The sequence below is a fragment of the Pseudomonas oleovorans subsp. oleovorans genome, assembly GCF_002197815.1.
In the GTDB taxonomy this organism is placed as follows: Bacteria; Pseudomonadota; Gammaproteobacteria; order Pseudomonadales; family Pseudomonadaceae; genus Aquipseudomonas; species Aquipseudomonas oleovorans.
This window is the reverse complement of the sequence record NZ_NIUB01000004.1, coordinates 26,148-49,439: the sequence shown is the minus strand read 5'-3', so window position 1 is coordinate 49,439 and position 23,292 is coordinate 26,148. Positions and strand designations below refer to the sequence as shown.

20 protein-coding genes are annotated in these 23,292 nt (G+C 62.1%); 11 read left to right on the top strand and 9 right to left on the bottom strand.

Annotation, left to right across the window (positions count from 1 at the left end; translation table 11 throughout):
* Positions 1 to 232: 232 nt before the first annotated feature.
* Genes pta through PSOLE_RS03075 form a run of 3 tightly spaced genes read right to left on the bottom strand, consistent with a single transcriptional unit; the run spans position 233 to position 3,730 of the window.
* Positions 233 to 2,326 (bottom strand): phosphate acetyltransferase, encoded by a 2,094-nt coding sequence (gene pta, locus PSOLE_RS03085; protein ID WP_074855257.1) that lies wholly within the window; start codon positions 2,324 to 2,326, stop codon positions 233 to 235.
* A gap of 9 nt (positions 2,327 to 2,335) precedes the next feature.
* Positions 2,336 to 3,520 carry an acetate kinase gene (locus tag PSOLE_RS03080; protein ID WP_074855256.1) on the bottom strand — a complete coding sequence of 395 codons (1,185 nt, stop codon included), beginning with the start codon at positions 3,518 to 3,520 and terminating at the stop codon, positions 2,336 to 2,338.
* The gene (locus PSOLE_RS03075) at positions 3,521 to 3,730 is read right to left on the bottom strand and encodes a DUF3565 domain-containing protein (protein WP_371254512.1); all 210 of its coding nucleotides are present in this window, start codon (positions 3,728 to 3,730) and stop codon (positions 3,521 to 3,523) included.
* Positions 3,731 to 3,817: 87 nt separating this feature from the next.
* On the opposite strand from PSOLE_RS03075, the gene PSOLE_RS03070 reads away from it, so the two are divergent.
* The 4 genes from PSOLE_RS03070 (at position 3,818) to clpB (ending at position 8,525) form a co-directional block, all read left to right on the top strand.
* Positions 3,818 to 4,303: an FKBP-type peptidyl-prolyl cis-trans isomerase gene (locus PSOLE_RS03070; RefSeq protein ID WP_004424467.1), complete on the top strand. Its 486-nt coding sequence runs from the start codon at positions 3,818 to 3,820 to the stop codon at positions 4,301 to 4,303.
* A gap of 180 nt (positions 4,304 to 4,483) precedes the next feature.
* Positions 4,484 to 4,969 (top strand): glutathione peroxidase, encoded by a 486-nt coding sequence (locus PSOLE_RS03065; protein ID WP_004424465.1) that lies wholly within the window; start codon positions 4,484 to 4,486, stop codon positions 4,967 to 4,969.
* Positions 4,970 to 5,103: 134 nt separating this feature from the next.
* Positions 5,104 to 5,841 carry a nitroreductase family protein gene (locus tag PSOLE_RS03060; RefSeq protein ID WP_074855254.1) on the top strand — a complete coding sequence of 246 codons (738 nt, stop codon included), beginning with the start codon at positions 5,104 to 5,106 and terminating at the stop codon, positions 5,839 to 5,841.
* Between the two features lie 119 nt (positions 5,842 to 5,960).
* A complete protein-coding gene (clpB, locus tag PSOLE_RS03055; protein WP_074855253.1) occupies positions 5,961 to 8,525 on the top strand; it encodes an ATP-dependent chaperone ClpB in 2,565 nt (854 codons plus the stop codon).
* 291 nt (positions 8,526 to 8,816) lie between these two features.
* Here clpB and dld read toward each other — a convergent pair whose 3' ends face one another.
* From dld to PSOLE_RS03040, 3 genes are all read right to left on the bottom strand, one after another.
* Positions 8,817 to 10,529, bottom strand: a complete 1,713-nt coding sequence (dld, locus tag PSOLE_RS03050; RefSeq protein WP_074855252.1) for a D-lactate dehydrogenase — start codon at positions 10,527 to 10,529, stop codon at positions 8,817 to 8,819.
* A 4-nt stretch (positions 10,530 to 10,533) separates the two neighbouring features.
* Complete coding sequence (gene lldD, locus PSOLE_RS03045; protein ID WP_004424458.1) at positions 10,534 to 11,673, bottom strand: FMN-dependent L-lactate dehydrogenase LldD; 1,140 nt, start codon at positions 11,671 to 11,673, stop codon at positions 10,534 to 10,536.
* An 84-nt stretch (positions 11,674 to 11,757) separates the two neighbouring features.
* Positions 11,758 to 13,449, bottom strand: coding sequence for an L-lactate permease (locus PSOLE_RS03040; RefSeq protein ID WP_074855251.1), 1,692 nt, complete (start codon positions 13,447 to 13,449; stop codon positions 11,758 to 11,760).
* A 294-nt stretch (positions 13,450 to 13,743) separates the two neighbouring features.
* Here PSOLE_RS03040 and PSOLE_RS03035 point away from each other — a divergent pair, with 294 nt between their 5' ends.
* Positions 13,744 to 14,511: an FCD domain-containing protein gene (locus PSOLE_RS03035; protein ID WP_004424455.1), complete on the top strand. Its 768-nt coding sequence runs from the start codon at positions 13,744 to 13,746 to the stop codon at positions 14,509 to 14,511.
* Positions 14,512 to 14,697: 186 nt separating this feature from the next.
* Here the strand turns inward: PSOLE_RS03035 and smpB are convergent, their stop codons facing one another.
* Positions 14,698 to 15,180 carry an SsrA-binding protein SmpB gene (gene smpB / locus PSOLE_RS03030; protein WP_039965015.1) on the bottom strand — a complete coding sequence of 161 codons (483 nt, stop codon included), beginning with the start codon at positions 15,178 to 15,180 and terminating at the stop codon, positions 14,698 to 14,700.
* Positions 15,181 to 15,308: 128 nt separating this feature from the next.
* Between smpB and PSOLE_RS03025 the strand changes: the two genes are divergently transcribed.
* Genes PSOLE_RS03025 through PSOLE_RS03015 form a run of 3 tightly spaced genes read left to right on the top strand, consistent with a single transcriptional unit; the run spans position 15,309 to position 17,465 of the window.
* Positions 15,309 to 16,712: a sodium-dependent transporter gene (locus PSOLE_RS03025; RefSeq protein WP_004424450.1), complete on the top strand. Its 1,404-nt coding sequence runs from the start codon at positions 15,309 to 15,311 to the stop codon at positions 16,710 to 16,712.
* Positions 16,713 to 16,717: 5 nt separating this feature from the next.
* A complete protein-coding gene (locus PSOLE_RS03020) occupies positions 16,718 to 17,152 on the top strand; it encodes a type II toxin-antitoxin system RatA family toxin (RefSeq protein ID WP_074855250.1) in 435 nt (144 codons plus the stop codon).
* Positions 17,145 to 17,465, top strand: a complete 321-nt coding sequence (locus PSOLE_RS03015; RefSeq protein ID WP_074855249.1) for an RnfH family protein — start codon at positions 17,145 to 17,147, stop codon at positions 17,463 to 17,465. Before PSOLE_RS03020 ends, PSOLE_RS03015 begins: the two co-directional genes overlap by 8 nt.
* 69 nt (positions 17,466 to 17,534) lie before the next feature.
* Here PSOLE_RS03015 and PSOLE_RS03010 read toward each other — a convergent pair whose 3' ends face one another.
* Positions 17,535 to 18,053 carry an outer membrane protein assembly factor BamE gene (locus PSOLE_RS03010; protein WP_004424444.1) on the bottom strand — a complete coding sequence of 173 codons (519 nt, stop codon included), beginning with the start codon at positions 18,051 to 18,053 and terminating at the stop codon, positions 17,535 to 17,537.
* Positions 18,054 to 18,147: 94 nt separating this feature from the next.
* Between PSOLE_RS03010 and fur the strand changes: the two genes are divergently transcribed.
* Positions 18,148 to 18,552 (top strand): ferric iron uptake transcriptional regulator, encoded by a 405-nt coding sequence (gene fur, locus PSOLE_RS03005; RefSeq protein WP_003240531.1) that lies wholly within the window; start codon positions 18,148 to 18,150, stop codon positions 18,550 to 18,552.
* Positions 18,553 to 18,832: 280 nt separating this feature from the next.
* Here the strand turns inward: fur and recN are convergent, their stop codons facing one another.
* Complete coding sequence (gene recN / locus PSOLE_RS03000) at positions 18,833 to 20,509, bottom strand: DNA repair protein RecN (RefSeq protein WP_004424438.1); 1,677 nt, start codon at positions 20,507 to 20,509, stop codon at positions 18,833 to 18,835.
* Here recN and grpE point away from each other — a divergent pair.
* Both grpE and dnaK read left to right on the top strand, forming a co-directional pair.
* Entirely contained in the window at positions 20,490 to 21,236 is a 747-nt protein-coding gene (gene grpE / locus PSOLE_RS02995) for a nucleotide exchange factor GrpE (RefSeq protein WP_306811897.1), read from the top strand. The genes recN and grpE overlap by 20 nt on opposite strands.
* Positions 21,237 to 21,335: 99 nt before the next feature.
* The gene (gene dnaK / locus PSOLE_RS02990) at positions 21,336 to 23,252 is read left to right on the top strand and encodes a molecular chaperone DnaK (protein ID WP_074860142.1); all 1,917 of its coding nucleotides are present in this window, start codon (positions 21,336 to 21,338) and stop codon (positions 23,250 to 23,252) included.
* Positions 23,253 to 23,292 lie beyond the last annotated feature (40 nt).

The window sequence follows — 23,292 nt, the reverse complement described above, 5'->3', positions numbered from 1 at the left end:
CTCCATAAGCAGGCTGCACGTCCGGCGGGCAGCCTGAGAAAGGGGCTTTCTCTGCGCGCCCCGTATCAGTCGAAACAGCTGCGGCGTTCCGTGCAGCGAGCGGGTTCGGCGCCAAGGGTAACGGTTGTGCACTGACCTGCAAGTGCCAGCCATGACCAGTGGGTGCCGTGGTGTGGGGCGCCGAGCGCGCCGCAGGCAACGCCTGTGCGCCACGGCGCGCCCGGCAGGCGCTTCAGTTCGGCAGGTCGGCCGCCTGAATGGCCGTCAGTGCGATGGTGTAGACGATGTCGTCGACCAGCGCACCGCGCGACAGGTCGTTCACCGGCTTGCGCAGGCCCTGCAGCATCGGCCCGACACTGATGCACTCGGCGCTGCGCTGCACCGCCTTGTAGGTGGTGTTGCCGGTGTTCAGATCAGGGAACACGAACACCGTGGCACGACCGGCTACCGGGCTGTTCGGCGCCTTCTGCCGCCCGACGCTCTCGATGGCCGCGGCGTCGTACTGCAGCGGGCCGTCGATCAGCAGATCCGGGCGTTTCTCGCGAGCCAGGCGGGTCGCGGCCCGTACCTTTTCCACCTCCTCGCCGCTGCCGGAGTCTCCGGTGGAGTAGCTGAGCATGGCCACCCGCGGCGGGATGCCGAAGGCCTGCGCCGAGGCGGCGCTCTGCAGGGCGATCTCCGCCAGTTGTTCGGCATTCGGGTCGGGGTTTACCGCGCAGTCGCCATAGACCAGCACCTGATCCGGCAGCAGCATGAAGAACACCGAGGACACCAGGTTGTAACCCGGTGCAGTCTTGATCAACTGCAGCGCCGGGCGAATGGTGTTGGCGGTGGTGTGAATGGCGCCAGACACCAGGCCGTCCACTTCGTCCAGTGCCAGCATCATGGTGCCGAGCACCACGGTGTCCTCCAGCTGCGCCTCGGCCATCGGCGCGTTGAGGCCCTTGCCCTTGCGCAGTTCGACCATCGGCTCGACATAGCGACCGCGAATCAGATCCGGGTCGAGAATTTCCAGACCTTCCGGCAGCTCGATACCCTGTGCTCGGGCGACTGCATGTACCTCTTCCGGCTTGGCCAGCAGCACGCAGCGGGCAATGCCGCGTGCCTGGCAGATGGCGGCTGCCTGAACGGTGCGTGGCTCGCTACCCTCGGGCAGGACGATGCGCTTGGCCGCTGCCTTGGCCCGTTGCACCAGTTGGTAACGGAACGCCGGTGGCGACATGCGTAGCTCGCGGGGCGTGCCGCAGCGGGTGGTCAACCAGTCGTGATCGATATGCCCGGCGACGAAGTCGGCAACCTTTTCCGCGCGTTCACGGTCATCCAGCGGAATTTCCTTGTTCAGGCGGTTGAGGTGGGTGGCGGTGTCGTAGGAGCCGGTACTGACGGTCATCACCGGCAGGCCGCTGGCTAGGGCACCCTGGCACAGTTCCATGATGCGCGGATCAGGAGCGAAGTCGCTGCACAGCAGCAGACCGGCCAGCGGCACGCCATTCATCGCCGCCAGGCTGGCGGAGAGGATGATGTCGTCGCGGTCCCCGGGAGTGACCACCAGGGTGCCGGGCTTGAGCAACTGCACGCTGTTGGCCACGGCGCGGGCGCAGAGCACGATCTTCAGCATGCGCCGCTGTTCGTAGTCGCCGGCATTGAGGATGCGTGCGCCGAGCAGCTCGGCAATGTCCTTGGTGCGCGGTGCATTCAGCTCGTCCTGCCAGGGAATGCAGCCGAGCAGGCGGAAGTCCTCGGTCTTGAGCAAGGGCGAGAACTCCTGCAGGCGTTCGGCGAAGGCCTCGATGCCGTCTTCGCTGCGCACCTTGTTGAGAATCACGCCGAGTACCTTGGGATCCTTCGGCCCGCCGAACAGCTGCGCCTGGATCTCGATACGATCCGACAGCTCGGTGAGGCTCTCATCCTCCGGTGCGCTGACCAGAATCACGTCGGCATCCAGGCTCTTGGCCAGGTGGAAGTTGACCCGCGCGGCGTAGCTGGCGTGGCGCGTCGGCACCATGCCTTCGACGATGACCACGTCCTTGTCGGCGGCGGCCTGCTGATAGAGGCTGATGATCTCTTCCAGTAATTCATCCAGTTGGCCATCGCCGAGCATGCGCTCGACATGGCTGAGCGGCAGCGGCTTGGGCGAGTTCAGACCGTGGGTGCGGGCGATCAGCTCGCTGGAACGCTCGGGTCCGAGGTCGCCGGCATGTGGCTGGGCGATGGGTTTGAAGAAGCCGACCTTGAGGCCGCTGCGCTCCAGCGCACCGACCAGACCGAGGCTGATGGAGGTAAGACCGACACCGAAGCCGGTGGGGGCGATGAAAAAGGTATGCATGAAATAGCCTCAGTCGAGCAGGGCAAGGGTATCGAGGGCGATCTGCCGCTCTTCATTGGTGGGTACCACCAGTACGCGCGGGTGACCGTCGGCGTGAATGGCACCGGCGACGCCACGAATGCAGCGCGCATTGGCCGCAGGGTCGAGGGTAAAACCGAGCAGGCCGAGGTGGTCGAGCGTCTTGCTGCGGATCAGCGCCGAGTTCTCGCCGATACCGCCGGTGAAGATCAGGCCGTCGAGCCGGCGCAGCGCACAACTCATCGCCGCCAGCGACTTGGCCAGGCGGTAGCAGAACACCTCGATGGCCAGCGTGGCGCCGGCATGGCCCTGTTCGCGGGCTTGTTCCAGGGTGCGCATGTCGTTGGACAGGCCGGACAGGCCGAGCAGGCCGCTGTCCTTGTTGAGCATGGCGTCGATCTGCTCCAGACTCCAGCCCAGGGTGCGCGCCAAGTGGCTGTGCAGGTTGGGGTCGACGTCACCGCTACGCGTGCCCATCACCAGGCCTTCCAGGGGGGTCAGGCCCATGCTGGTGTCGCGGCTGTGGCCATTCTCCACGGCGCAGGTCGAGCAGCCATTGCCCAGGTGGGCCACCAGCCAACTGCTGGCCTCTGGCGGCAGACCGGTCATCTGTGCCGCTTGCCGGCTGACGTAGCGATGGCTGGTGCCATGAAAGCCGTAGCGGCGCACGCCATGCTCACGGTACAGCGTGGCCGGTACGGCGTAGCGATAGGCGTGTTCGGGCAGACTCTGGTGGAAGGCGGTATCGAACACGGCAACCTGCATCAGGCCGGGAAACAGCTTCATCGCCGCTTCGATGCCCAGCAGGTTGGCGGGGTTGTGCAGGGGCGCCAGCGGCGCGACCTGGCGGATAGCCTGCAGGCTGATAGTGTCCAGGCGCGTGGCCCCGGAGAAATACTCGCCGCCGTGTACCACGCGATGGCCGATGCCATGCAGTTCGCCAGCGGCGACGCGCTGCACGATAGGCAGCAGGTGCGACAGCGCCAGGCGATGGTCGGCGCCGGCAATCACCAGGCTGTCGCGCTCATCACCCTGCTGCCAGTGCAGGATGGCTTCGGGGCTGCCCAGGCGTTCGGCCAGGCCACTGAGGGGGAAGTGCTCCTGGGCTTCGTTGACCAAGGCGAACTTGATCGACGAACTGCCGCAGTTGATCACCAGAATGTTGCGTGCAGGCATTTAGATTTCCTTGAATTCATCGTGCGACCGCTCCCCGGCACACCAGCCGCAGCCGAAGGGGCTGCCCAGTCTGGCCTGGCGCTGTTCGGGGTCGAGTACCCAGGGCCGATTCTGCCAGGGTGGTCGGTGGCGCACATGCTGAGTGTGACCACAGGACAAGACTGCCACCCAGTCGCCGTGCTCGTCCTGACGAAAATCAACGATACGCACAGCCCGTTTGTCCGGGTTCGGGTCGCAATCGTGGGCGGCCTTGGTTAAACTTGCCCATTCATTTCTCTTTTGCAAAAAGGTCTCCCCATGCTGATCGCCGCCAACAAGGCCGTCTCCATCGACTATACCCTGACCAACGATGCCGGTGAGGTGATCGACAGCTCCGCTGGCGGCGCGCCGCTGGTGTATCTGCATGGTGCCGGCAACATCATCGCCGGCCTGGAGAAGGCTCTGGTCGGCAAGCAGACTGGCGATGAGCTGGACGTTTCCGTCGAGCCGGAAGAAGCCTACGGCGAATACAGCGCAGAGCTGGTCGCCACCCTGAGCCGCGCCATGTTCGAAGGCGTCGACACCCTGGAAGTGGGCATGCAGTTCCACGCTTCCGGCCCGGACGGCAGCATGCAGATCGTCACCATCCGCGACATCGACGGCGACGACGTGACCGTCGACGGCAACCACCCGCTGGCCGGCCAGCGCCTGAACTTCAAGGTCAAGGTCGTAGGTGTGCGTGACGCCAGCGAAGAAGAAGTGGCTCATGGTCACATTCATGGCGAAGGTGGTCACCACCACTGAGTCGTCTGTCAGGCGACTTGCGGTCGTTCCGAGCGGAGCAACCGCTGCTAAGCTCAAGCTTGCGATCAAGGCGCCTCACGGCGCCTTTTTCATGTACTACGTAGGCGTGCTCATTCGCGGCCGCCTTGAAGGTTTACGGGCCTTGCGCCCGTTGCACTGGATTCGCCGAGGAAGTTCGTCATGAGTGCCTTTCACGATCTCAATCTGCGCGCGCTGGACGGTCAGGAGCTGCCGCTGGCGCCTTACAAGGGCCAAGTGGTGCTGGTGGTCAATGTCGCTTCCAAGTGCGGTTTGACGCCTCAGTACGCGGGGCTGGAAAAGCTCTACCAGCAATACAAGGGCAATGGTTTCACCGTGCTCGGCGTGCCATGCAACCAGTTCGCCGGGCAGGAGCCGGGCAGCGAGGACGAGATCCGCTCGTTCTGCAGCCTCAACTATGGCGTGACCTTTCCGCTGGGTAGCAAGCTGGAGGTCAATGGCCCAGGTCGGCACCCGTTGTATCGCCTGCTGGCGGGCGAGGGCGCCGAGTTTCCAGGTGACATCACCTGGAATTTCGAGAAGTTTCTGGTCGGCCAGGACGGGCGTGTGCTGGCGCGTTTTTCGCCGCGTACCACGCCGGACGATCCGGCCTTGATCCAGGCCATCGAAAAAGCCCTGGGCCTGTGAAGTAGCAACGCCTGCGCTCGCTATTCTGGGCGCAGGTGAGGCTAATCGGCCAAATTCCCGGCCATTTCCCCTTGCCCCCTTGTTCTCATCGTCATCCGCTTGCCTAATCGGCCGACCTGCCGAGGAGTACGCCCATGACCAGCTTTCCCCACGAGCAACCGCCTGCCATGGCCTCACCAGGCGAGCTGCGTGCACTGATTGAAAGTCGCCGTTCAGTGCGCCGTTTCACCCCTGAGCTGGTGCCGGATGCGGTGATTCGCGATTGCCTAGAGCTGGCCGTGCTGGCGCCAAGTTCCTGCAACCTGCAGCCCTGGAGTTTTCAGGTGATTCGCGATCCGGCGCTGCTGGCGCAACTGCACCCGGTATGCATGAGCCAGAACGCCGCCCGTGCACCCTTGATCATCGCCGTGTTGGCGCGCCCGGACACCTGGCGTCAGGCCTGTCGCAACGTTATCGATTACTGGCCGGAGGCCGAGGTGCCGGCGCGCATCCGCAGTTTCTACAGCAAGACCGCGCCCTTCCAGTACAACCAAGGGCCGCTGGGCTTGCTGGGTTTGTTCAAACGTCAGCTGGTGCGACTGATGGGTGTGCGCAAACCCTTGATGCGCAAGCCCAACAGCAAGGCCGACATGCGACTGTGGGCGGTTAAGTCGACGGCGCTGGCGGCGGAGAACCTGATGCTGGCCTTCCAGAGCCATGGCTATGCCACCTGTCCGATGGAAGGCTTCGATGAGCCGCGCCTACGCCGGGTGCTGGATATCCCGCGTCAGGCCATCCCCATCATGCTGCTGGCCGTCGGGCGCCAGGGCGAGAAGGGCGTCTACAATCCGCGCCTGCGCTTTCCGCTGGAGCAGCAGGTGATCTGGCGCTGATCTGGGTCAACTCGTTGTCTCTTGAATACGGCGTAATCGTCCTTATCTAGTCTGCATCTCAGCGAGTTTCTTTTTTCGGGGATGTAGTCCCGGCCCGCCATTCTGGAGGAAGGACATATATGCGTATCGATCGTTTGACCAGCAAGCTGCAACTTGCACTCTCTGATGCCCAATCCCTAGCGGTGGGCATGGATCATGCCGCCATCGAGCCGCTGCACCTGATGCAGGCGCTGCTCGAACAGCAGGGTGGGTCGATCAAGCCGCTGCTGATGCAGGTCGGCTTCGACATCAATAGCCTGCGCCAAGGTTTGACCCGCGAGCTGGATCAGCTCGGCAAGCTGCAGAACCCCACCGGCGATATCAACCTGTCGCATGATCTGGCGCGTCTGCTCAACCAGGCCGACCGCCTGTCACAGCAACGCGGCGACCAGTTCATTTCCAGCGAGCTGGTGCTGCTCGCCGCCATGGACGAGAACACCAGGCTGGGCAAGCTGCTGCTCGGCCAGGGCGTGTCGAAGAAGGCCCTGGAAAATGCCATCGCCAACCTGCGCGGCGGCCAGGCGGTCAACGACCCCAACGCCGAAGAGTCGCGCCAGGCGCTGGACAAGTACACCGTCGACCTGACCAAGCGTGCCGAAGAGGGCAAGCTTGATCCGGTGATCGGCCGTGACGACGAGATTCGTCGCACCATTCAGGTGCTGCAGCGGCGCACCAAGAACAACCCGGTGCTGATTGGCGAGCCCGGCGTGGGCAAGACCGCCATCGTCGAGGGCCTGGCCCAGCGCATCGTCAATGGCGAGGTGCCCGATGGCCTCAAGGATAAGCGCCTGCTGGCGCTGGACATGGGCGCGCTGATTGCCGGCGCCAAGTTCCGCGGCGAGTTTGAGGAGCGCCTGAAAGCCGTCCTCAACGAGCTGGGCAAGCAGGAAGGGCGGGTGATCCTGTTCATCGACGAGCTGCACACCATGGTCGGCGCCGGCAAGGCCGAGGGCGCCATGGATGCCGGCAACATGCTCAAGCCGGCGCTGGCGCGCGGCGAGCTGCATTGCGTTGGTGCCACCACCCTGGACGAATACCGTCAGTACATTGAGAAGGACGCTGCGCTGGAGCGACGCTTCCAGAAGGTGCTGGTGGACGAGCCGAGCGAGGAGGACACCATCGCCATCCTGCGTGGCCTGAAGGAGCGCTACGAGGTGCACCACGGTGTGACCATCACCGATGGCGCGATCATCGCCGCGGCCAAGCTCAGCCATCGCTACATCACCGACCGCCAATTGCCGGACAAGGCCATCGACCTGATCGATGAAGCCGCCAGCCGCATCCGCATGGAGATCGACTCCAAGCCCGAGGAGCTGGACCGCCTTGACCGCCGCCTGATCCAGCTGAAGATCGAGCGCGAGGCGCTGAAGAAGGAAGACGACGAGGCCACCAGGAAGCGCCTGGAGAAACTCGAGGACGACATCGCCAAACTGGAGAAGGAATACGCCGACCTGGAGGAAATCTGGAAGTCGGAGAAGGCCGAGGTGCAGGGCTCGGCGCAGATTCAGCAGAAGATCGAGCAGGCCAAGACCGAACTGGAAGCCGCGCGCCGCAAGGGCGATCTCAATCGCATGGCCGAGCTGCAGTACGGCATCATTCCGGATCTGGAGCGTAGTCTGCAGATGGTCGATGCGCACGGCAAGGCTGAGAACCAGCTGCTACGCAACAAGGTTACCGATGAGGAAATCGCCGAAGTCGTTTCCAAGTGGACGGGCATCCCGGTGAGCAAGATGCTCGAAGGCGAGCGCGAGAAACTGCTGAAAATGGAAGACCTGCTGCACCAGCGCGTCATTGGCCAGCACGAGGCAGTGGTCGCGGTGGCCAACGCGGTGCGCCGCTCGCGCGCCGGCCTGGCCGACCCCAACCGGCCGAGCGGCTCGTTCCTCTTCCTCGGCCCGACCGGGGTGGGCAAGACCGAGCTGTGCAAGGCGCTGGCCGAGTTCCTCTTCGACACCGAAGAGGCGCTGGTTCGCATCGACATGTCCGAGTTCATGGAGAAGCACAGCGTCGCTCGCCTGATCGGTGCACCGCCCGGCTACGTAGGTTACGAGGAAGGCGGTTACCTGACCGAGGCGGTGCGTCGCAAGCCGTATTCGGTGGTGCTGATGGACGAGGTGGAGAAGGCCCACCCGGACGTGTTCAACGTGCTGTTGCAGGTGCTTGAAGACGGCCGCCTGACCGACAGCCACGGGCGCACCGTCGACTTCAAGAACACCGTGATTGTGATGACCTCCAACCTCGGCTCGGCGCAGATCCAGGAGTTGGTGGGCGACAAGGAAGCGCAGCGCGCCGCGGTGATGGATGCGGTGGGCAGCCACTTCCGTCCGGAATTCATCAACCGTATCGACGAGGTGGTGGTGTTCGAACCGTTGGGCCGCGAGCAGATCGCCGGTATTGCCGAGATTCAGCTGCAGCGCCTGCGTAGTCGTCTGGCCGAGCGTGAGCTGAGCCTGGAGCTGACGCCGGAGGCGCTCGACAAGCTGATCGCTGTCGGTTACGACCCTGTGTACGGCGCGCGTCCACTCAAGCGTGCGATCCAGCGCTGGATCGAGAACCCGCTGGCACAGCAGATACTCGCCGGCGATTTCGCCCCGGGCGCGACGGTGCATGCCAAGGTGGACGGCGAGGAGATCGTCTTCGCCTGATCGATTGCCGCGTAAGCACAAAGGCCCGCCAATTTGGCGGGCCTTTGCTTTTGTAGCCGTAGGGAAAAGGGGAGAACCCGTAGGGCGTACTCGGCTTTGGCTTCCTGCGTCGCTCTACCTCCTGCATCCATGCAGTCGTCGCGAAGCAGTACGCCGGTCGTTGTGCTGCCAGGCCTGGCATGGCCCGGCGGGCTACTCGCTACGCTCGTGAGGCCGCCCTACACCTAATCCGTAGGAGCGTCAGCCGCGAGGTTCGCGGCTGAAGCCGCTCCTACGTAAAGCGTCAACCTCTTAGCAACAACCACCCCAATGCTTCTTCTTCGAGGTGTGGCCGATGCCGGGGTTGAAGGTGTTGGTCGGGTCGAGTTCGCGGTAGAAGCCGGCCAATGCCGGCTTGGCCACGTAGAGATGGCCAACGTTGTGCTCGGCCGGATACTCGGCGCGGCGTTCGTCCAGCAGCTTCCACATGGCATGTTCCATGGCGAGCGGGTCATTACCTTTCTTGACGATATAGTCCTGGTGGAACACATGGCAGAAGAAATGCCCGTAGTACAGCTTGTGGATGATCCGCTCTTCCATCTCGGCCGGGAGCGTCTCGACCCAGTCGCGGTCGTTGCGGCGTAGGGCGATGTCCAGGGCGAGGATGTCTTCGACGCTGCTGCGGTGCGACTCGCGGTAGCGGATCGCGGCACCGGCCACGGCGAAGCGATGGAGGAAGGCCTTGCGTCCCTCATCGGCATCGCATTCGAAATAGGCGCCGCTGGTGCTGTTGGCGAAGTACTCGTTGAGGAAGCTGCGGGTCTGTTCCAACGTGTCGTTGGATACACGCACCAGCAGGTGATGCTCAAAACGGTCACGGTACTCGCGCATGCGTGGCGGCAGGTGGCTGGGCAGTAGGTTCATCAGGGCCTGGATGACCTTGTCGGTCACGCCACGCAGGCCGAAACGTTCGAAGAAGCCGTCGACCCGGCTCTTCATGGCGAAGGCAGCCGGCACCTTGGACGTACCGAACTTGTCGATCACCAGGAAGGTGTCCTTGCCGTATTTCTCGCCGATGTCGAAGGCGGTGCGGTGGATGTATTCCCCGGCAATTGGCAGGCGCGGCAGCCTGGCCAGCAGGTGGCGGCGAACTTCGGTCAGATCGTGCGGGTCGTTGCTGCCGATATAAAACACCGTGCTCGGCTCTTTCGGGAAGGTGTCCAGGCGCACCGCGAACAGGCACAGTTTGCCGGCCGAACCGGAGGCCTCGAACAGGCGCGATGGGTCGGCGTTGAAGCGCGCCGGAGTGTCGGCATCGACGTCGCGCACGTGCTCGCCGTAGCGCGCGTCGGAGGCCTTTGCCGTCTCTTCGTTGCGCACCTGCTGCGGTGTGTAGTCGCCGCTCTGCAGGCGGGTGAGGATTTCCTCCGGATCGTTGCCCAGCTCGATCCCCAGGTGGTTGACCAGTTCCAGCGAACCGTCATCTTTAACCTGTGCATACAGCGCCAGCTCGGTATAGGCCGGGCCACGGCGCACCAGGGCGCCGCCGGAGTTGTTGCAGATGCCGCCGAGTACCGAGGCGCCGATGCAGGACGAGCCGATCACCGAGTGCGGTTCGCGATTCAGCGGCGCCAATGCCTGTTCCAGGCGATCCAGGGTGGCGCCGGGCAGGCACACCACCTGCTCGCCACCGTTGATCAACTGTACGCCGGTGATGCGCAGGGTGTTGATCAACACGATCTCGCGGTCGTAGTCGTCGCCATCGGGAGTCGAGCCGCCGGTCAGGCCGGTGTTGGCCGCTTGCATGATGACGATGCGGTCGGCCGCTACTGCCGCCTGCAGGATGCGCCACTGCTCCAGCAAGGAGCCTGGGCGCACCACCGCCAGCACGTTGCCTTCACCCGTACGGTGGCCCTTGCGGAAACGCCGTGTGGCTTGTTCGTCGGTCAGCACGTGGCTGCTGCCGACGATCTGGCGCATCTGCGCCAGCAGGGCGTCACGGGTGATGGAGGCGGCAGCAGTCATTGGCTCAACGCTCCTTTACCAGTAGATCCGGAGTGATTTCGGCGATGGACTTGGCGCCGGTCAGCACCATGGCCACGCGCATTTCCTTCTCGATCAGATCGAGAAGGTTGCTCACACCGGCGCCACCGGCTGCTGCCAGGGCGTAGATGAAGGCGCGGCCGAGCAGCACGGTGTCGGCACCCAGGGCCAGCATGCGTACCACATCGAGACCGGTACGGATGCCAGAGTCGGCGAGGATTTTCAGCTCGCCCTTGACCGCGTCGGCGATGGCCGGCAGCGCCCGGGCGCTGGACAGCACGCCGTCGAGCTGACGTCCGCCGTGGTTGGAAACGATGATGCCGTCGGCGCCGAAGGTCACCGCGTCGCGGGCATCTTCAGGGTCGAGGATGCCTTTGATCACCATCGGGCCGTCCCAGAAGTCGCGAATCCATTCCAGATCCTTCCAGGAAATCGACGGGTCGAAGTTGGCGCCCAGCCAGCCGATGTAGTCGGCCAGGCCGGTGGGGTTGCCGCGATAAGCTGAGATGTTGCCCAGGTCGTGCGGCTTACCCAGCAGGCCGACATCCCAGGCCCACTGCGGATGGGTCATGGCCTGCAACATGCGTCGAAACGGCGCGTTCGGGCCGCTCATGCCGGAGTGGGCATCGCGATAGCGCGCACCGGGTACGGGCATATCGACGGTGAACACCAGGGTCGAGCAACCGGCCGCCTTGGCGCGCTCCAGGGCATTCTTCATGAAGCCGCGATCCTTCAGCACGTAGAGCTGGAACCACATGGGCCGGTCGATGGCCGGCGCGACTTCCTCGATCGGGCACACCGAAACGGTGGACAGCGTAAAGGGAATACCTTTGGCTGCTGCGGCCTTGGCCGCCTGCACTTCACCGCGACGGGCATACATGCCGGTCAGGCCGACCGGAGCCAGGGCAACAGGCATGGACAGCTGTTCGCCGAACAGCTCGGTGGACAGGCTCAGGTCGGACATGTTCTTCAGCACCCGCTGGCGCAGTGCGATGTCCGACAGGTCGGCAACGTTACGGCGCAGGGTGTGCTCGGCGTAGGCGCCGCCGTCGATGTAATGGAACAGGAAGGGCGGCAGCTTGCGCTGGGCCGCGGCGCGGTAGTCGGTGGAGGCAGAAATGATCATGGGCTCATCCTGTTACTAAAAAGAGAAAGCGTAGCCTGACGGAAAATGCCCCGACATGGTCGGGGCGCTTTCGTGTGACGAGGTTCAGTGCATCAGTGGGTCAGTCACACCCAGCACGTAGATCGCGATCATCGCGATGATGCCGGTGAACAGCACGTAGTACAGCATTGGCCAGATGGTCTTGCGCAGGGTGCTGCCTTCGCGCCCGAGCAGACCGACGGTTGCCGAGGCAGCAACCACGTTGTGAATCGCCACCATGTTGCCGGCAGCGGCGCCGATGGCCTGGACAGAGACGATCAGTGCGCTGGAAATACCCAGGCTGCTGGCTACACCGAACTGGAACTGGCTGAACATCATGTTGCTGACGGTATTGGAGCCGGCGATGAAGGCGCCCAGTGCGCCGATACTTGGCGCCAGCAGCGGGTAGATGCCACCAACACTCTCGGCTACCCAGCCAGCCATGAGGATGGGCATGCTGGCCAGCTCGGCGCCATTGACGCCGGAGTTGATCAGGATGCGTACCATCGGCACGGTGAACAGCAGCACGAAGCCGGCGCTGAGCAGCACGCTGGACGATTCCTTCACGGCCTTGCCCAGGTCACGTGCTTTCATGCCATGCAGGAAGAAGGTGGCCAGCACCACGGCGACCAGAATGCCCCCCGGCAGGTACAGCGGCTGGAAATTGGCACTGACGCCGGCCTCGCCGAGCAGGTCGGGGAAGTTCACCACCACGGCTTTCAGTGCATTACCCACTTCCGGGAATACGCGGCTGATCACCAGCAGGGCGCCGACCATTACGTAGGGCAGCCAGGCACGCAGCGCACTCATGGGTTTGGCGGTCAGCTCGTCCAGTTTCATCTCGACACTGCCCAGCCACTCGCTTGGCCATTTGTCCGCCGGCGCGAAGTCCCAGGTCTTCTTCGGCACCAGGAAACCAAAACGTGCGGCGCTGGTGACGATGGCCAGACCGATCAGGCCGCCCAGCAACGACGGAAATTCCGGCCCAAGGAAAATACCGGTAGCCGCGTAGGGCAGTACGAAAGCCAGGCCACTGAAGATGGCAAATGGCAGCACTTCCAGACCTGCTTTCCAGCTTTTTTCCTGACCGAAGAAGCGTGTCAGCATCATGACCATGATCAGTGGCATGACCACGCCAACGGTGGCATGAATGATCGCTACCTGGCTGGTGATCAGCTGCAGGAATTGCCCCCAGGACGAACCCTGTTCGACCAGTTGTGCGCCAATGCTGGCGGTATCCAGGCCGGTGTTGATGCCAACGATGATCGGCGTACCGACGGCGCCGAAGGATACCGGTGTGCTTTGCACCAGCATGCCCAGCAAAACGGCGGCCATTGCCGGAAAACCGATCGCCACCAGCAACGGCGCGGCGATGGCGGCTGGTGTACCGAAGCCCGAGGCACCCTCGATGAAGCAGCCGAACAACCAGGCAATGATGATCGCCTGGATGCGGCGGTCAGGGCTGATGGTGGTGAAGCCGGCACGAATGGCGGTGATACCGCCGGAGTGCTTGAGGGTGTTCAGCAGCAGAATCGCGCCAAAGATGATCCACAACAGCCCCAGTGTGATCAGTAGGCCTTGCAGGGTGGAGGCGAGCACGCGGTTGAGGGTCATGTCCCAGGCGAACAGGCCGACAGCGGCAGTGACCAGGTAGACCAGCGGCATGGCGTGTTTGGCCGGCCAGCGCAGACCGATCAACAAGATTGCAGCAAGCAGGATCGGCGAGAACGCCAGCAGGGCGAGAATTCCGTTGGACATCAGGGCTTACTCCACACGAGCGCGCGTCTGGCGCGACAGGGATGAGGCGTTATCGAACTGGCTGGCAGCGTGTTGGGCTGTCATGGCGTGACCTCGAGGGGTTGTTGTTCTTGCTGGTTAAATTGGTAATACCAATTTACAAGATGGCGGGCTCAGGTTAAAAGTTGCTCAATAGGCTGTCAAATCGAGAGGCTAAGACTTTGGTCGTAGAGTGCTTGCTTGTTCAGCGAAGGGGGCGCTATAGGCTTGCCCTGTGAGGTCATCGGCTTGGTCAAACCAATGGAGATGTGGGTAATGGAAGTAGGTCAGGTGCGGCAGCGTCGTCTCTCTGATGACATCGTCGCGCAACTGGAAACCATGATTCTCGAGGGCACCTTGCGTGTCGGTGAGAGGCTGCCTGCAGAGCGTGCGCTGGCTGAGCAGTTCGGTGTATCTCGCCCGTCCCTGCGTGAGGCGATCCAGAAACTGGTGGCCAAGGGGCTGCTGGTCAGTCGCCAGGGCGGCGGTAACTATGTCGCCGAATCACTCGGCTCGACCTTCAGCGACCCGCTGTTGCAGCTGCTGGAGCACAAGGAAGACGCCCAGCGCGATCTGCTGGAATTTCGTCACACGCTGGAAGGCTCCTGCGCCTACTACGCAGCCAGGCGAGCTACTGATATCGATCGCCAGCGCCTCGCCGAAGCGTTCGAAGCCTTGCAGGATTGCTACGCGCGAGTCGGTAAGGTGACTCGCGCCGAGGAGGGGGCGGCCGATGCGCGTTTTCACCTGGCGATTGCCGAGGCCAGCCACAACGCCGTTCTGCTGCACACTATTCGGGGTTTGTTCGACCTGCTCAAGCGCAACGTGGTAACCAACATCGGTGGGATGTATGCCCAGCGCGAAGAGACCCGCGATATGCTGATCGGGCAGCACCGCGCGCTGTACCAGGCGATCATCGAAGGTCGCGCGGAAGACGCCCGCGAGCTCTCCAATCAGCACATCGACTATGTGCAGGAAGTCCTTTCGGAAGTGCAGCAGGAAGCTCAGCGCGTGGCGCGTGCGCAGCGCCGGCTGGGGTCGTAGGTGCTACAGGCTGTACTGGAGCCGGGCGTGTCGGGGGGCGGTCCGTTGGCGAAGCAATACGCTGTTGAGCCTCAACGGAATGTTGTGATGCCAGGTCTGGCATGGCGGACTATTCGCTTGGGTTCCTGAGTCCGCCCTACGCCTGTTGCATTTTGCATTGCTTGGACTTGCAGCCTGTCGCCGCTTTTAGTCGTCCTTGCCCTTGCTGCGCATCGCGCGTTGAACCTCGCGGTCGGCGTCACGTTCCTTCTCGGTGTGGCGCTTGTCGAAGTCCTTCTTGCCCTTGGCCAAGGCTATCTCGCACTTGATCAGATGCTGCTTCCAGTACAGCGACAGCGCTACGGCGGTGTAGCCCTTCTGCTGTACGGAGCCGAACAGCTTCTCCAGCTCGCGCTTGTTCAGCAGCAGCTTGCGCGTGCGGGTCGGGTCAGCGATGACATGGGTACTGGCGGTTTTCAGTGGCGTGATGTGGCAGCCCATCAACCAGGCCTCGCCGTCCTTGAGCAGCACGTAGCTGTCGACCAGCTGTGCCTTGCCGGCCCGCAGACTTTTCACTTCCCAGCCGGACAGCACCAGGCCGGCCTCGAACTTGTGTTCGATGAAATAGTCATGCAGCGCCTTCTTGTTCAGCGCGATGGTGCCTTGGGGATGTTTCTTTTGCTTAGCCATAGGACGCGCATTATAAGGAGTCGTCCGCGCCTGCGCCATGGGGGCTTTACCGAGCCAAACTTGAGCCCATGCTGCGAATCTTCGACAATGCGCGATCTTTTTTCCCACAGATATGGGTCTTGGCCGCAATGGCGAGCGACAAAGTTTCAATTCACGGGGGCTGGAGCAGTCGCTGGGTATTCATCATGGCTGCGATTGGCTCGGCAGTCGGCCTGGGCAGCATCTGGAAGTTCCCGTACATGACCGGCATCTACGGTGGTGGTGCCTTCGTGTTGATGTTCCTGGTATTCATCGTGTTGGTCGGCGTACCCGTCATGCTGGCCGAAACGCTGATCGGACGGCGTGCCCGACAAAGCCCGGCCAATGCCTTGCTCCAACTGGCCAGCGCCGCAGGGCGTTCTCCACGCTGGTCATGGGCGGCCTTTGCCGGCATGGTTACGGCGCTGTTGATCCTGTCCTTCTACAGCGTGGTGGGTGGTTGGTCGCTGGACTACATACTGGGCATGGGGCGTGGCGACTTTCAGGGGGTGACGGCCGATGAGGTCGGCTCCCTGTTTGCCGCCCTTATCAGTGATCCCTGGCGCATGATTCTCTGGCACAGCATCTTCCTGGCACTGTCGGCCTGGGTCATCGCCAGCGGTGTAATCGCCGGCCTGGAACGTTGCCTGCGCATCCTGATGCCTCTGCTGTTCCTGTTGCTGTTGGTTCTACTGGGCTATGCACTGACCAGCGGATACTTCATGGAAGGCCTGCGCTTCATGTTCTCCTTCGAGCCTGAGCGGCTGGCCGATGGCTTGCTACCCGCCATGGGGCACGCATTCTTTTCACTGAGCGTGGGTGTTGGATCGATTATGGTGTACGGCGCCTACATGCCCAAGCAGGTCTCGATTGGCGGCACGGTGATGATCGTCGCGCTGATGGACACGCTGGTCTCTCTGCTCGCCGGGCTGGCGCTGTTTCCTATCGTGTTTTCCGCAGGACTCGATCCCGGCGAGGGGCCAGGGTTGATGTTCGTTACCTTGCCTTTGGCCTTTGGTAACGTGACCCTCGGACAGTTGATGGGGGTGGTGTTCTTCGTGCTTGTGCTGCTGGCAGCCTGGACATCGGCGATCTCCATGCTTGAGCCGATGGTGGCCTACCTGGTCGAGCGGACTCGCCGCAGTCGCCTGGCGATCACCAGTGCTCTGGCGTTCCTGTGCTGGTTCGTTGGCCTGGGTACGGTGTTTTCCTTCAATATCTGGAAAGAGGCGAAATTCTTCGTCAGCGGCCCGGAAGGTTTCCATCTCTATCAGTGGGGAGCCGCTGGTGGCCTGGACTTCTTTGGTGTGATCGACTTTCTGACATCGCGTCTGATGCTTCCACTTGGCTGTCTGTGTTTTGTCATCTTTGCCGGCTGGGTAATGGGGCGTGAGGCCGTGCGTGATGAGCTGGCCATGCGCAATCCGCGCCTGTTCTCCCTGGCTTTTTTCCTGATGCGCTATATAGCGCCGGCAGGCATCCTCGTGGTGTTCGCCGTTGAGTTGTGGAAGTAACCGTTATGACGACCCGTATTCAACGCTCGGCCTTGCTGCCTTATCCGGCACAAGCGCTGTTTGACCTCGTCAATGATGTCGCCAGCTATCCGCAGTTTCTGCCCTGGTGCCGGGCCAGCGAGGTTTTGGAAGTCAGCGAAACGCATATGCTGGCCAGCCTCGAGGTGGCCAAGGGCAGCATCGGCCAGCGCTTCGTCACGCGTAACGTGCTGCTGCCTGGGCAGCGTATCGAGATGAACCTGCAGGAAGGGCCTTTTACCAGTCTCCATGGCGTCTGGGAGTTCAAGGCGCTGGGCGACAAGGCTTGCAAGATCAGCCTGGACCTGACCTTCGACTATGCTGGGCCACTGGTACGTGCCACGCTGGGCCCGCTGTTCAATCAGGCGGCCAATACCATGGTCGATGCCTTCTGCCAGCGAGCCAAGCAACTGTATGGATAAGCCGAGTATCGCCGTCGAAGTGGTTTATGCCCTTGCCGAGCGGCAGAAGCTGTTGCGCCTGTCGGTACCGCTGGGCACCACGGTGCGTGAGGCTGCATTGCGTTCTGGTATGCAACAGTTCTTTCCGGAGCTGGATCTGAGCCAGGCGCCGCTGGGCATTTTTGGCAAAGCGGTAGGCAAGCCGGAAGAGCGGGTGCTGGAGGAGGGTGAGCGCGTCGAGATCTATCGACCGCTGATCGCCGACCCGAAGGAGGTGCGCAAGCAGCGTGCGGCCAAAGCCAAGGCCAGGGAAGAAGGCGAGGAGTCGAGCTAACCCGTTAGCTCGTTAGGCGGCAGATATGAAAAAGCCCGGATTCGCTCCGGGCTTTTTTGTGTGCATGTGTTACTGCGGATCGGTGTCCAGCGGCTCGGGCGTAGGGACCGGGACGGTCTCGACCTGGTCCACTTCGCGCTGAATCTGCTCCAGCAGCGAGCCGGGGGCGGGCGGCGTTTCATTCTGCGGTTGGCCTTGCGGCTGAGCGCTGCTGGTGTCACTAGTCTGGCCCATGATTGCCTGGTCACGGCTGACGCCGGGCATGAAGTCGCCGGCCAGGCCAACCAGTTGGTCGCTGTCGTCGAATACCAGGCTGACGCGTTCCTGCAGGCGCTGACCGCCGCCAGGCTGGATGCTGTATAGATAATCCCAGCGATTGGCATGGAAGGTGTCGGTGATCAACGGGTTACCCATGATAAACCGCACTTGGCGTCGGGTCATTCCCGGGCGAAGCTGGTCTATCATGTCCTGTGTCACGACATTGCCCTGTTGAATGTCGATCTTGTAAACCCCGGGGAATGAACAACCGGCGAGTGCGAAGAGCCCGGTCAGCGACAGGCTGGTCAGCAAGAGCTTGGTTTTTTGCATCGGAGGGTGACTTCCACTATCTTGGGCAACTTGAACCCCGGATCATACCCGTATTGAAGGGTGCTGCGAAGCAGCATCCATGAGAAAGCAGACCATGGTTGAAAATAACGAACTGCGCAAAGCTGGACTGAAGGTGACTCTGCCACGAGTCAAAATCCTGCAAATGCTCGACAACGCCGAGCACCGCCACATGAGTGCGGAGGACGTCTACAAGGCTCTGATGGAGGCGGGTGAGGACGTTGGCCTGGCCACCGTGTACCGCGTGCTGACCCAGTTCGAAGCGGCCGGCCTGGTGGTGCGTCACAACTTCGATGGCGGCCATGCCGTATTCGAGCTGGCTGACAGCGGCCATCACGACCATATGGTCTGCGTCGATTCTGGTGAAGTGATCGAGTTCTTCGACGCCGAGATCGAGAAGCGTCAGAAGGAGATCGTCAAGGAACACGGTTTCGAGCTGGTCGACCACAATCTGGTGCTTTACGTACGCAAGAAGAGCTGATCCTTCCGCGGCAATCAGAAAGGCGACCCTCGGGTTAATGCCAGTCAGTTAAGCCGTTGCACTCGATCTTTGTAGGAGCCGGCTTGCCGGCGATCCGCCATAAAAAGCATCGCCAGCAAGCTGGCTCCTACGAAAAGCGCCCCCTCTACTGCAAGTAGGAGGGGGTGGTGACTAACTTATCTGATCAGCATTAACCCTCGGGTCGCCTTTTTGCTTTGTCGTGGCCTGGATGCAATCCGGGTGATTTGGTGCTCCCGGATTGCATCCAGGCTACGTCGCTTCAGGCAGCCTGAGCGCTGGTGACCATCTTGCGCGCGTGAGCCAGGGATTCCTCGGTCAGGTCGACGCCACCGAGCATGCGGGCTATTTCCTCGACGCGGCCGCTCTCGTCCAGCTTGCTCACGACGGTAGACGTGGCATCTTCACCGCGCCGCTTGTGCACGAACAGGTGCTGGTGGCCCTGTGCTGCGACTTGCGGCAAGTGGGTGACGCACAGCACTTGCCCGCGTTCGCCGAGGCGGCGTAACAGCTGGCCGACCACTTCGGCGGTTGGGCCGCCGATACCGACGTCCACTTCGTCGAATACCAGGGTCGGTACGCGCGAGGTCTGTGCGGTGATCACCTGAATCGCCAGGCTGATGCGTGACAGTTCACCGCCAGATGCCACCTTGGCCAGGCCGCGTAGCGGCTGACCAGGGTTGGCGCTGACCAGAAATTCCACTGTCTCCAGGCCGCTTGCGTGTGGTTCTTCGCTGCTCATGGCTTGGAGTTGAATATTGAAGCGACCGCCGGGCATGCCCAGTGCCTGCATTTCCTGCTCTACGGCTGCGGCCAGGCGCTCGGCAGCATTGCTGCGCAGAGTGCTGAGCTCGGCTGCTTTCTCCCGGTAGTGGCGCTCATAGGCGGCCAGCTCTTCAGCCAGGCGCTCACTGGCCTGGTCGTCGGCATTGAGGCCTTCAAGCTCCTCGAACAACTGTTGCTGCAAGGCGGCCAGCTCGGTGGGTTGGGTGCGATGCTTGCGTGCCAGGGTATAAATGGTGTCCAGGCGCTCTTCGAGAAACTGCTGACGCTCTGGGTCGGCGTCGAAGTGATCGAGGAAACGATTCAGCTCGCCGACTGCTTCTTCGACCTGGATCTGCGCACTGGCCAGCAGGTTGCTGGCTTCGTTCAAGGCACTGCCCTGGCCACCAAAGGCGCCCAAGCGGTTGAGGCTGGCGGTCAGCGCGGACAGCACGTTGCCGGCATCGCTCTCGCTGCACAGATCGAGTACCTGGCGACAGGCCGCGAGCAGCGCTTCAGCATTGCTCAGCGCCTTGTGCTCCTGTTCCAGCTGTTCCAGTTCGTTGTCGCCCAGCGCCAGATTTTCCAGCTCTTCCAGTTGATAGCTGAGCAACTGGTGGCGGGCGCGCTGTTCGTCACCCTGGCTGGAGATACGCTCCAGTTCGTTACGTGTCTGCTTCCAGCGTTGCGCGGCGAGTTGTACCTGGCGCGCGAGGTCCTGGCTGCCGGCGTATTCATCGAGCAGGCGGCGATGGGTGTCGGTCTTGAGCAGAGACTGATGCTCGTGCTGGCTATGGATATCGATGATCAGCTCGCCAAGGGCCTTGAGGTCGGCCTGTGGGCAGGGGCTGCCGTTGATATAGCCGCGCGAGCGCCCTTCGGCGGTGATTACCCGGCGCAGGATGCACGGGCCGTCGTTGTCCAGATCCCGTTCGGCGAGCCAGGTGCGGGCTTCGGGAATGTCCGCCAGGTCGAAGCTGGCGAGAATGTCAGCCTTGTCTGCGCCTGGGCGTACCACGCCGCTGTCGGCACGATCACCCAGGCACAAGCCGAGGGCGTCGAGCATGATTGATTTGCCCGCGCCGGTCTCGCCGCTGATGGCGCTCATGCCGGTATCCAGCTCGAGATCCAGGTGGTCGACGATGGCGTAGTTGTGAATGGACAGGTGCACCAGCATGGCGAACGCTCCCGAATTTATGTCTGGTTATTTATACAGTGTTTTTTCTTTCTCTGGCAATCCTCCCTATTGCCCCTTGAAAGCTGTGGAATTGACTCCATATAGGCGGCAGGAGCGCGAGTCGGTATCGCGCCAGTTTTTTCGAGAGGAGAAAGGCATGGCTGACGAACAGACCTTGGATACGCAGAATTTCGAGGCGCAGGCAGCAGAAGCTGTGGCGCCTGCTGACGACCTGGCTGCTCGCGTGCAAACGCTGGAAGAGCAACTGGCCGCTGCACAGGATCAGTCGCTGCGCATGGCTGCCGACCTGCAAAACGTACGTCGTCGCGCGGAGCAGGATGTAGAAAAGGCACACAAATTTGCGCTGGAAAAGTTCGCCGGCGATCTGCTGCCGGTAATCGACAGTCTGGAGCGCGGCCTGGAGCTGTCGAGCCCTGACGATGTGTCGATCAAGGCCGTGCGTGAGGGCATGCAGCTGACCCTCAAGCTGTTCCACGACACCCTGGCTCGCTACAACCTGGAAGCCATTGACCCGCATGGTGCGCCGTTCAACCCGGAGCATCACCAGGCCATGGCCATGGAAGAGAGCATCCACGCCGAGCCGAACTCGGTGCTCAAGGTATTCCAGAAAGGCTATCTGCTCAACGGTCGCCTGCTGCGCCCGGCGATGGTCGTGGTCAGCAAGGCAACAACCACGCCGCCGCCGAGTATCGACGAGCAGGCTTGAAATCAGTAGTAACGACCCCATTTTTAAGTCAAGCGTTTTAGTTCTGCCGGCGCCTGAGAAACGAGGCGACGGAAAAATCAAAGTATCGGGAGAACATTCATGGGCAAAATTATCGGTATCGACCTGGGGACCACCAACTCCTGTGTCTCTATTTTGGAAAATGGCAACGTCAAGGTAATCGAGAACGCCGAAGGCGCTCGTACCACGCCGTCCATCATCGCTTACGCCAACGACGGTGAAATCCTCGTGGGGCAGTCGGCCAAGCGTCAGGCCGTGACCAACCCGCACAACACCCTGTATGCGGTGAAGCGTCTGATCGGTCGTCGTTTCGACGAAGAAGTCGTGCAGAAAGACATTCAGATGGTGCCGTACAAGATCGTCAAGGCTGACAACGGTGACGCCTGGGTTGAAGTGAACGGCCAGAAGATGGCGCCGCCGCAAATCTCGGCTGAAATTCTCAAGAAGATGAAGAAAACTGCCGAGGAATACCTGGGCGAGCCAGTCACTGAAGCGGTCATCACCGTTCCGGCCTATTTCAACGACAGCCAGCGTCAGGCCACCAAGGATGCTGGTCGTATCGCCGGTCTGGACGTCAAGCGCATCATCAACGAGCCGACCGCGGCTGCGCTGGCTTATGGCATGGACAAGGCCAAGGGCGACCGCACCGTGATCGTCTATGACCTGGGTGGTGGTACCTTCGACGTTTCCGTTATCGAGATCGCCGAAGTCGATGGTGAGCACCAGTTCGAAGTGTTGGCCACCAACGGTGACACCTTCCTCGGCGGTGAAGACTTCGATATTCGTCTGATCGACTACCTCGTCGACGAATTCAAGAAAGAAAGCGGCATGAACCTCAAGGGCGACCCGCTGGCCATGCAGCGTCTGAAGGAAGCTGCCGAGAAGGCCAAGATCGAGCTGTCCTCGAGCCAGCAGACCGACGTCAACCTGCCGTACATCACTGCAGATGCCACCGGTCCTAAGCACCTGAACGTGAAGATTTCCCGTTCCAAGCTCGAATCGCTGGTCGAGGATCTGGTGCAGCGCACCATCGAGCCGTGCCGCACTGCACTGAAAGACGCCGGTATCGATGTCGGCAAGATCGACGACGTGATCCTGGTCGGCGGTCAGACCCGTATGCCGCTGGTACAGAAGACTGTTGCCGAGTTCTTCGGCAAGGAGCCGCGCAAGGACGTCAACCCGGACGAAGCCGTGGCCATGGGCGCAGCCATTCAGGGCGCGGTTCTGGCTGGTGACGTCAAGGACGTGCTGCTGCTGGACGTTTCCCCGCTGACCTTGGGTATCGAAACCATGGGTGGCGTGATGACGCCGCTGATCGAGAAGAACACCACCATCCCGACCAAGAAGTCGCAGGTGTTCTCCACCGCTGACGACAACCAGAGCGCCGTGACCATTCACGTGCTGCAGGGTGAGCGTAAGCAGGCTGCGCAGAACAAGTCGCTGGGCAAGTTCGATCTGGCCGAGATTCCGCCGGCTCCGCGTGGCGTGCCGCAGATCGAAGTGACCTTCGACATCGATGCCAACGGTATCCTGCATGTGTCCGCCAAGGACAAGGCCACTGGCAAGCAGCAGTCCATCGTGATCAAGGCCAACTCGGGTCTGTCCGAGGAAGAGATTGAGCGTATGGTGCGTGACGCCGAGGCCAACGCCGAGGAGGACCGCAAGTTCGAAGAGCTGGTCACTGCCCGTAACCAGGGTGATCAGCTGGTGCATGCCACCCGCAAGATGCTCACCGAGGCGGGTGACAAGGCCACTGCCGACGAGAAGGCGGCCATCGAGAAGGCCATCGGCGAGCTGGAAGTCGCCGTGAAGGGCGACGACAAGGCGGCCATCGAAGCCAAGATGAACGCACTGTCTGAAGCCACCACGTCACTGGCGCAGAAGATGTACGCCGAGCAGCCGCAAGGTGGTGCCGCGCAGGCTGACGCCGGCGATGCCAAGGATGCGGGTGACGACGTGGTCGACGCTGAGTTTGAAGAGGTCAAGGAGAACAAGTAAGGGATGCGGTCTGCTCGGCGGGCCGCCTCTTCTTTACGCT